This window comes from Pseudomonadota bacterium (genome assembly GCA_030860485.1).
In the GTDB taxonomy this organism is placed as follows: Bacteria; Pseudomonadota; Gammaproteobacteria; order JACCXJ01; family JACCXJ01; genus JACCXJ01.
The window spans coordinates 1-8,466 of record JALZID010000126.1; the positions used below are offsets into that span (position 1 = coordinate 1).

Below are 8,466 nucleotides of genomic sequence, written 5' to 3' on the forward strand. Positions count from 1 at the left end.
GCTAAGCGAGACGGGATCATCAATGCGACTTTGCACAGCAAGCCCAACGGCAGAACGCATTGGAGTTGCCGGGTCATGGCGGAGGCGCTCGATGTCAGCAAGAACACGGTGAACCGCTTATGGCAGCTGCACAATATCAAACCACACCTGAGCCGCACCTTTAAGCTCTCGCGGGATGCGCAATTCCTGGAGAAGCTGACCGATGTGGTGGGGTTGTACATGAACCCGCCCGACAAGGCGCTGGTGCTGTGCTTGGATGAAAAGAGCCAGATCCAAGCATTGGATCGGACTCAACCGGGGCTACCACTCAAGAAAGGCCGGTGCGGTACCATGACGCACGACTACAAACGCAATGGCACCACCACGCTCTTTGCGGCGCTCAACGTATTAGACGGCAAGGTGATCGGTGAATGTTATCCCCGGCACCGTCATCAAGAGTGGCTGAAATTTCTGCGCCGCTTGGACCGAGAGTTTCCCCAGGACCTACAGTTGCACTTGGTAATGGACAACTACGGTACGCACCAGGAGCCGCACGTGAAAGCGTGGCTGAAGCAGCATCCCCGGTTTGTGTGCCACTTTGTTCCGACCAGTTCAAGCTGGCTGAACCTGGTGGAGCGCTGGTTTCGAGAATTGAGTGAGCAAGCGATTCGACGCGGCAGCTTCATGAGCGTGTATCGGATTTACAACAGGCGATTGACGAATTTACGCAAGCCTGGAACCAAAACCCGAAGCCGTTCATCTGGACGGCCACCGTAGGGCAAATCATCGAGAAGGTCGACCGGGCGCCGGTCAAGATGGAGCAGATCAAGCCCGGATCCACCCAGCCCCGAGGGAAAAACAAGAAGGGATAATCTGTAAAGTTATTCAAGGGACACTACACTAGCTGTTCATTCAACGCGGACGCTCGTAAACTCGCGCCGGTTAATTCAGCGTTGGGGCCCGAAACAATCATGACTTGGTTATTTGGCATCGTTATTCTTGTCCTGATGGTGGCTTCAACAGGATTCCGAAAGTTTGCTCTAGCCTTAGTTGCGCTTGGCGCGGCTGGGGGCGGTGCCGTATATCTCTATAACGAACACGAGGAAAGTAGTTCTCTCTCTCGTATTCCAATCTCTAAGTTGGTTTTCGAGAACGTCACACTCAAACCGGTTACAGCAGCTACAAGATGTCTGGTCGCATCAAAAACAATTCCCGGAAGTTCACTCTTAAACAAGCGGCCTTTGTTGTCACAATGCTAGACTGTGCCCGTGAGTCGGATATAAAAGCCGGCAGGTTCCCTCGACTCGATACACCTTCACGGAACGCCTCACGCTGATGGCCGTGACCCCGAAGGCCCGCACGATGTCGGCTTGCTTGGCATTGCCGTTCACACAGAGTTGATGATCCTCCGGAACGTCGCCTTATCGTCTTCTGCGTAAAGGAACACCTATGTCCCTCGGTCCGATCCGCGTGTCCGGTCGGACGCGCGATCAGGACTGCGGCAGCGCCTCTATCACCACGCGCTCGCCATGTCCCTGGGCGAACGGTACGACGGTGCCGATCTGCCAGGCGGTCTCGCCCGAGCGGGACAGCAACGCGATGGCTTTCGCCGCGTCCGGCTCGGCGACCACCGCTACCATGCCGACGCCGCAATTGAAGGTGCGGTGCATCTCGCGCCAGGCGATGGCATCCTGGCCCTGGGTCCAGTCGAAGACCGGCGGGCGGGGCCAGGCGCGCGTCGATGATGGCGCGGATGTCGGGCGGCATGATCCGCGGCAGGTTCTCGTAGAGCCCGCCGCCGGTGATGTGCGCGAGCGTTCGGACCGGTAGCTGGCCGATGAGGTCGAGGATCGGCCGCACGTAGATGCGGGTCGGCAAGAGGAGGGCTTCGGCGAGCGTCCGCCCGTCGAGCGGCTGGGCAAGCTCCGCCTGCCGGTGCTCGATGAGCCTCCGGATCAGGGAAGAACCGTTGGCGTACGGGCCGCTGGCCGCGATCCCGATGAGCGCGTCGCCCGCCCGCACCGCGCGCCCGTCGATGACGGCGCCGACCTCCACCAACCCGACGCAGAAGCCGGCGACGTCGTAGTTCCCCGTGGCATAGAGGTCCGGCATCCGCCGTCTCCCCGCGCACCAGCGCCGCCCCGGCCTGTTTGCAGCCCGCCGCGATGCCGGCGATGACACGCGCCGCGACCTCCACGCCGAGCCGTCCGGTCGCGAAGTAGTCGAGGAACAAAGAGCGGCTCGGCGCCTTGGACGACCACGTCGTTTACGCACATGGCCACGAGATCGATGCCGATGGTGTCGTGGCCATCGAGCGCGAGGGCGAGCTTCTGCTTGGTGCCCACGCCGTCGGTCGAGGACACCAAAATGGGGTCTGGATAGCCGAGCCCGGCCAGGCGGAACAGGGCCCCGAAGCCGCCCACGCCGCCCATGACCCCGGCGCGCACGGATACCTGGGTACCCTGCGCCAGGGGCTTGATGCGTTCGACCAGGGCGTTGCCGCGCTCGATGTCCATACCGGCATCCCGATAGCTGTGTGGCGGCTTACCCATGCCATCATGGTAACGATGCCCGCACGGTTTTACTAGTTAATTGGCCCGGCAAACCTTGACGCCTACACGGGTCTTCGCATAGCGTGCCCCATGCGCCGGACCTTGGCCTTTCTAATTTGCCTGGTGTTCATTCCCGCTATCCCGGCCTTCGGCGCGCGCCTCAAGGACCTCTATGAGGCCGAGGTGCCGGTCACGGGTCGCGACCCGGCGGCTCAGACGCAGGGCATGCAGACGGCCCTGCGCCTCGTGCTCGTCAAGCTCACCGGCGACCGCAATGCGGCCGGCCGCCCGAGCGTCGATCGTCTCATCAAGAATCCAGAGGCGTTCGTGCAGCAGTACGGCTACCGGCAGTCCGAAGGCATGAGCAACGGCTCCGGGACCCCGGTGCCGGTCTTGTGGGTGAAGTTCGATCCCGAGGCGCTGGAGCGCGGGCTGGAGCAGGCGGGGGCGCCGGTGTGGGGCCGCGAGCGTCCCGCGCTGCTCCTGTGGCTCAGCGTCGACGAAGGAAGTGGCCGGCGTGTGTTGAGCCGCGATGACCCCCAAGATCAGAAGATGCTGGCGTATCGCGAGGCCTTGCATGCGCGCGCCCGCTGGCGCGGCGTGCCCCTGGTGTTGCCGGTCCTCGATACCACCGATGAGGCGTGGTCCGAGGCCATCGCCGTGTCCCTGCCCATGAGCGAGCAGATCGCCGCGGCCGCGCGTCGCTACGGTGCCGATGCGATCCTTGCCGGGCAGTTGGCCGGGATCTCGCCGGCCTTGTGGCAGGCCGAGTGGACCTTGTTCGCCGAGGGCCGGAACGAGTCCTGGTCGTCACAGGGCGATCTGCCTGAGGTGGCGCTGGACGAGGGGATAGACCTGGCGGTGGACGCCCTGCACGCCCACTTTGCGGGTCCCAGGGACACGCTCGAATCCGGCCTGGTCGCGCTGGTGGTGGAGGGTATATCCAGCCTAGATCAATATACTCGCGTAGAGCGTTACCTGCGCACGCTCGACCCGGTGCGCCAGGTGGACGTGAAAAGACTCGAGCCGGGCCGAGTCGAGTTCCATCTCACCGCCCGCGGCGGCGCCGAGGCGGTGAGCCGCGCGATCACCTTGGGCACGACCTTGCAGGCCTTGGATACCGGTACAGAGGTGGGCCATTATCAGCTCTCGTCGCCATGACATCGGTCCCCTTCCGGGCCGCCACCGCCGGCGCTCGACAGCTGCTCTTGCCGTTCGCGACCGACCGGCCGGGTTTCGAGGCGTTCGTACTGGGGCGCAACCGAGAGGCCTTCGAGTATCTCCTGTCGCTCGCCGGAGGCGCGCCCGGTGTGAGCCTCTATCTCCATGGGCCGAGCGGGAGTGGTAAGACCCATCTCCTGTCCGCCGCCTGCGCGCGGGTCATCGAGCGGGGAGGGCGCGCCGCCTATGTGGCGCTCGGGTCGCTGCCGGTCGGCGATCTGGCGCGCCCGACGTGGATGGAAGGCCTCGATCTCTTGTGCATCGACGACGTTCAGGAGGTGGCCGGGCGCTCGGCCTGGGAACGCGGCGTGATGGGACTCTACGACGGGGCCAGCGACGCGGGCGCTGCGTTGGTACTCGCCGGGCGAGGGAGCCCGGGCAGCCTAGGCCTCACGCTCCCCGATCTAGAATCCCGGCTCGCTTGGGGGCTCGTCTATCATCTCGAGATGCTGGATGATCGCGACAAGCACGAGGTATTGATGCTGCGGGCCAAAGGACGGGGGATCGATTTGCAGCCCGAGGTGGCGGAGTACCTGCTGTGCCGTTATCCCCGCGGGATGGCGGACCTCTGCCGGTTGCTCGACCGGTTGGACGACGGGGCGCTCGTCGCACAGCGCTCCATCACGATACCGTTCGTGCGGGATATATTAGAAGACTTACGTGAGCGAGGTGGAGAACGATGAACGCGGGCCGTGCGGAAGTCAAACAAGTGGCGGAGTGGTATTGGGCCGGCTGGGCGCTGTTCAAGAAAAATCCGGCCATCTGGGTGTTGTTCACGCTCATCTGGCTGGTGCTGGCGTTCGTCTTGTTGCCGATACCGCTCATCGGCCCCATCGCCTGGTGGGTGATGACGCCGGTGCTGTATGGCGGTTACCTCCTCGCCGCGCGGGAGCTGGAACACGGCCGGACACCCGTGGTACGCCACCTGTTTCAAGGCCTGCTCGAAAAAGACCAACGCGGGCGGCTGTTGACCATCGGGGTGATCACCTTGGCGGCCTTGGTCGTCCTGTTCGTGGTGTTCGGGGTGGGATCGCAGATGGGGGGCGGCGCCATCGATCCCGACCACGTCAGGAGCCTCGCCGAGTGGCTCAACCTGTTTCTCAGGGCCTTGCTCGTGGCCATGGTCTCCGGAGTGTCCGGCATGGGCATCATCTACTCGAGCCCGCTCGTGCTGTTCACGCCTATCGACGGCTTCGAGGCGGTCATGACGAGCTTCGAGGCTTGCTGGAACAACTGGCGGGTGCTGCTGGCCTTCTTCGGGGTGTTCACGGTCCTGGCGCTCGGGGCGGTCTTGACGCTCGGTCTCGGTTTCCTGGTGGTGATCCCGGTGGCCTATTGCGCGAGCTACCAGAGCTACAAATCGCTGTTCGGCGAGCCTGAGGGTGTGTGAACACCTACTGTGCGCGGGATCTCTCGCCTTCCGAAGGAGGTTCTATCACAAATTCTGGGACAGCGCGCGCTGGCGGTCGGCGTCCGCCAGCGCCTGTGCCGTGGCGGCCAGCCGCAGGCCGAGCGCGATACAGAGCCGCTTTTCTTCCTCTCTCAGCGGTAGATCGCTGTCCGTGCCGGCGACGTGCGCGGGCCCGTAGGGGCTGCCTCCGCTCTCTGTCGTGAATAGCTCGGGCTCGCTATAGGGCAGGCCCATGAGCAGCATCCCGTGGTGCAGGAGCGGCAGCATCATCGATAGGAGCGTCGTCTCCTGCCCCCCGTGCAGGCTGGCGGTCGAGGTGAACACCGCAGCCGGCTTGCCGATGAGCGCCCCGGACAGCCACAGATCCGAGGTCCCATCGATGAAGTATTTGAGCGGTGCGGCCATGTTGCCGAAGCGCGTCGGACTGCCGAGCGCCAGCCCCGCGCATTCGACCAAGTCCGCGCGCGTAGCGTAGGGCGGGCCGCTCTCCGGGATCTCCTCCGCGCTCGCCTCGCACACCGTCGAGACCGCGGGCACGGTCCGCAGCCGTGCCGCGCACCCTGGCACGCGCTCGACCCCGCGCGCCACGCACTGCGCCATGTGCGCGACGTTGCCGTAGCGGCTGTAGTAGAGGACCAGGACCTCCATCATATGAAGAAGGGGGATCACAGGATCCCGAGGATTTCGAGCACGCGCTCCGGCGGCCTGCCGATCACGGCCTTGTCGTCGACCACGACGATGGGGCGTTCGATCAGGATCGGATGGGCGATCAGGGCATCAAGGAGCGCTTCGCGGCCGACATTCGGATCGCCCAGACCGGCCTCGGCATAGACCGGCTCGGTCTTGCGCAGCAGCTCGCGCGGCTCGATCCCCAGGCGTTTGAGGAGTCGTGTCAGGGTCTTGCGGTCCGGCGGGGCCTTGAGATACTCGATGACCTCGGGCTCGATGCCCCGATCCTCCAGGAGCTTGAGGGCCGCGCGTGACTTGGAGCAGCGCGGGTTATGGTAGATCGTCACCTTCATGCAACTGCCCTCCGGGCGTTTGGGGGTGGCCATCTTACACCGGATCACGGAGTCGAAAGCGAGGGTTGGCCAGCCGCGATGCAATGGGCTATGGAGGGACCCCATGCCCCGCCGCCCGCGAATTTGCAAGAATGACCCGAGGTAATGCGCTCGGCGACGGCCTTAAGTGAGGGGAAGTCGTTGGGCGTGAGCGCTTTGCGTTGCAAGATCGAAAAGAAGATCTCGATCTGATTCGACAAACTGGCATGTCCCGGGTTAGGAGGACCTTTCGGGCGCTCCTCCGATCTCTTTGGCCGCGGCTTTCGACAGGTCGATGTCCCGGCCTTTGGCGTAGGGGCCCCGGTCGTTAATTTGTACCTCCACTGACTGACTCCCCGGTCTCCAGGTTCGTCACTTTCACTTCCGACCCGTGCGGGAGGGTCGGGTGCGCGACGGTCAGGTCGCCCTGGTCGAATTTCTCTCCGCTAGCCGTCTTCTTCCCGTGAAAGCCCTGCCGTAGTACGACGCCTCAACCCACTTGCTCGATCACTTTCTCACGCCTCCGTCGCGGCGTCCGTGCTGTGGCTGTGCGGCGCCGCGGCCGCCGATGAAGCCTCGCCGAAAAGGTCGAGAAACGGGCCGAGCGGACCGAGAAGGCTGAAGGTACCATGACCTGGTGGAGGACGCCGTCCGCACGAAAACCGACACCGGAAGCGGAGTACGGGGAGTGCGCGTAATGGGGTGTTCATGGTAACGATCTAAGTTATTGCCGCTGTGGCTAGTATCGCAATACCGCTGCCAAAAGGTCTCCACCTGGCACTTCGCCCGGCTTGACAACGTATACGGTTCCGCCGTTGAGGTAGGTTTGCACTGCCGCGAGATCGAGCAAGTCCTCATTGTTCGGATGCGCGGCATCGTGCCGATCGATCACACGTTTCTCTGCATCGAAAGGTGCCCCATTGGCGCACGCCATTGGCGAGAAACAAGGTCTCGATCCGACCATCGACGGCGGCAACTACGACCTCGGTGAGCCGGTTGGAGCTCTTTTCCTGGCTCGCCATGGCATAGTACCTCTCTCGCGCTTCGCTGCGTCTGGCATTAAAGCGAGGCCGGACGAGTTGCCACGCTTGCTCGTGCAGCGCTTCACCACCTCGGGTCTCAGGATTTCCGGTGATCCCCTCCTCTAGGACCTCTGGGTAGCGGCTCACGGCGCGGTAGATCGGCAACAAATAGTCCACACCTGCGAGAACAAGCGGCGCCCCGGTATGACTTAGGTACTTCTTCAGCCCCTCATCGAGCAACGATAAAAACTTGCGGAGCTCCGGCTTGACGTCGTCTTTCCCGGCGCCTTGGGCATGATAGATAGGCGAGCCAACACCACCGGTGTGAAACTGCAGCTGTTCTTCCGTGAGGTCGTGACCGAGCGCCTCGGCAACCGAGCGGGGAACCTCATCGCCCAGTATGACTTCACTGATGTGATAGCGGCTGCCCCGAAATAACCGCACCTGGTTTTGGCTAAGGGCAAGCAGGTAAAAAACCCCATCTCCGCTAATCAGAGGAAACAGTGGCTTCAAGTGGAAGCGGTGCTCGACCACGGCCAATTCTTCGAACCTCTCCGCCAGGCTAAACGATTGCGCGAACTCCCGGGCAAGGAAAAAGGCGAGTCCGTCGGATTGGTGCTGCCAAAAGTCGTCGTCCTGGAGACGCTCCTGCGCGGGATTCAACAGGGCCTCGATCTCCGGTTTCCGTATCTCTTGTTGCTTGAGCTGAAATTCAACCTCGCTTATCAGGTTCTTGAAGCGAATCGGGCCTTGTTGGATCTCGGCACCCGCCCGCGCGGTCGGCATGAATAGCGACACATGCGGTCCCTCTTGCCGATGCCCTGCCAGGGCGCGCAGCTCGTCGCTTGAAATCATCATTGGTCGGCCTTACTCGTACAGCGAGCTCGCCACGTTACGACGGTCCACGCTTAGCTCTTGCGGCGGACTGTGGTGGCATCTCCGGTGGGGGCTCAGGCGGAATTTCCACGGGTGGTTGCGGAGGCGGCTCCTCGGGAGGATGCTCCGGGGGGTATACAGGCGGCTCAAGGGGTGGCGGTACTTCAGGAGGACGCTCGAACGGTTCCTCCACTGGAGGATTAGGCGGTTGCTGCTGCGTCTCGATCATCGTTATCTCGCCGTCTCGCGGGCGTTGTCACCATCCCCGCTATCTCAGGCGCCGATAGGACGGGCCGCTGCGCCCTCCTGGATGCGTATCTCGACCGCGTCCCAGTCGATGTTCGAGAAGAAGGCCTCGATGTACT

General features: G+C 63.2%; 7 protein-coding genes and 3 pseudogenes. 5 read left to right on the forward strand and 5 right to left on the reverse strand.

The features are described 5' to 3' along the window. Positions 1 to 851 (forward strand): annotated as a pseudogene (locus tag M3461_07065) (IS630 family transposase). A 618-nt stretch (positions 852 to 1,469) separates the two neighbouring features. Here M3461_07065 and purM read toward each other — a convergent pair. Then, positions 1,470 to 2,531: pseudogene (gene purM, locus M3461_07070) on the reverse strand (phosphoribosylformylglycinamidine cyclo-ligase). A gap of 90 nt (positions 2,532 to 2,621) precedes the next feature. On the opposite strand from purM, the gene M3461_07075 reads away from it, so the two are divergent. Genes M3461_07075 through M3461_07085 form a run of 3 tightly spaced genes read left to right on the forward strand, consistent with a single transcriptional unit; the run spans position 2,622 to position 5,142 of the window. Continuing rightward, entirely contained in the window at positions 2,622 to 3,692 is a 1,071-nt protein-coding gene (locus M3461_07075; GenBank protein ID MDQ3774130.1) for a DUF2066 domain-containing protein, read from the forward strand. After that, on the forward strand, positions 3,689 to 4,435 hold the full coding sequence (gene hda / locus M3461_07080) for a DnaA regulatory inactivator Hda (GenBank protein MDQ3774131.1): 747 nt from the start codon (positions 3,689 to 3,691) through the stop codon (positions 4,433 to 4,435). Before M3461_07075 ends, hda begins: the two co-directional genes overlap by 4 nt. After that, on the forward strand, positions 4,432 to 5,142 hold the full coding sequence (locus M3461_07085) for a hypothetical protein (GenBank protein ID MDQ3774132.1): 711 nt from the start codon (positions 4,432 to 4,434) through the stop codon (positions 5,140 to 5,142). Before hda ends, M3461_07085 begins: the two co-directional genes overlap by 4 nt. Before the next feature lie 45 nt (positions 5,143 to 5,187). Here the strand turns inward: M3461_07085 and wrbA are convergent, their stop codons facing one another. The 4 genes and pseudogenes from wrbA to M3461_07105 all read right to left on the reverse strand — a co-directional run bounded on the left by wrbA (position 5,188) and on the right by M3461_07105 (position 7,759). Beyond that, entirely contained in the window at positions 5,188 to 5,814 is a 627-nt protein-coding gene (gene wrbA, locus M3461_07090) for an NAD(P)H:quinone oxidoreductase (GenBank protein MDQ3774133.1), read from the reverse strand. Between the two features lie 14 nt (positions 5,815 to 5,828). Beyond that, a complete protein-coding gene (gene arsC, locus M3461_07095; protein MDQ3774134.1) occupies positions 5,829 to 6,185 on the reverse strand; it encodes an arsenate reductase (glutaredoxin) in 357 nt (118 codons plus the stop codon). Positions 6,186 to 6,440: 255 nt separating this feature from the next. After that, a pseudogene (locus tag M3461_07100) lies at positions 6,441 to 6,675 on the reverse strand (septal ring lytic transglycosylase RlpA family protein). A 382-nt stretch (positions 6,676 to 7,057) separates the two neighbouring features. Next, the gene (locus tag M3461_07105; GenBank protein ID MDQ3774135.1) at positions 7,058 to 7,759 is read right to left on the reverse strand and encodes a hypothetical protein; all 702 of its coding nucleotides are present in this window, start codon (positions 7,757 to 7,759) and stop codon (positions 7,058 to 7,060) included. Here M3461_07105 and M3461_07110 point away from each other — a divergent pair. Next, positions 7,739 to 8,017 carry a hypothetical protein gene (locus M3461_07110; protein ID MDQ3774136.1) on the forward strand — a complete coding sequence of 93 codons (279 nt, stop codon included), beginning with the start codon at positions 7,739 to 7,741 and terminating at the stop codon, positions 8,015 to 8,017. The genes M3461_07105 and M3461_07110 overlap by 21 nt on opposite strands. Positions 8,018 to 8,466: the final 449 nt, after the last annotated feature.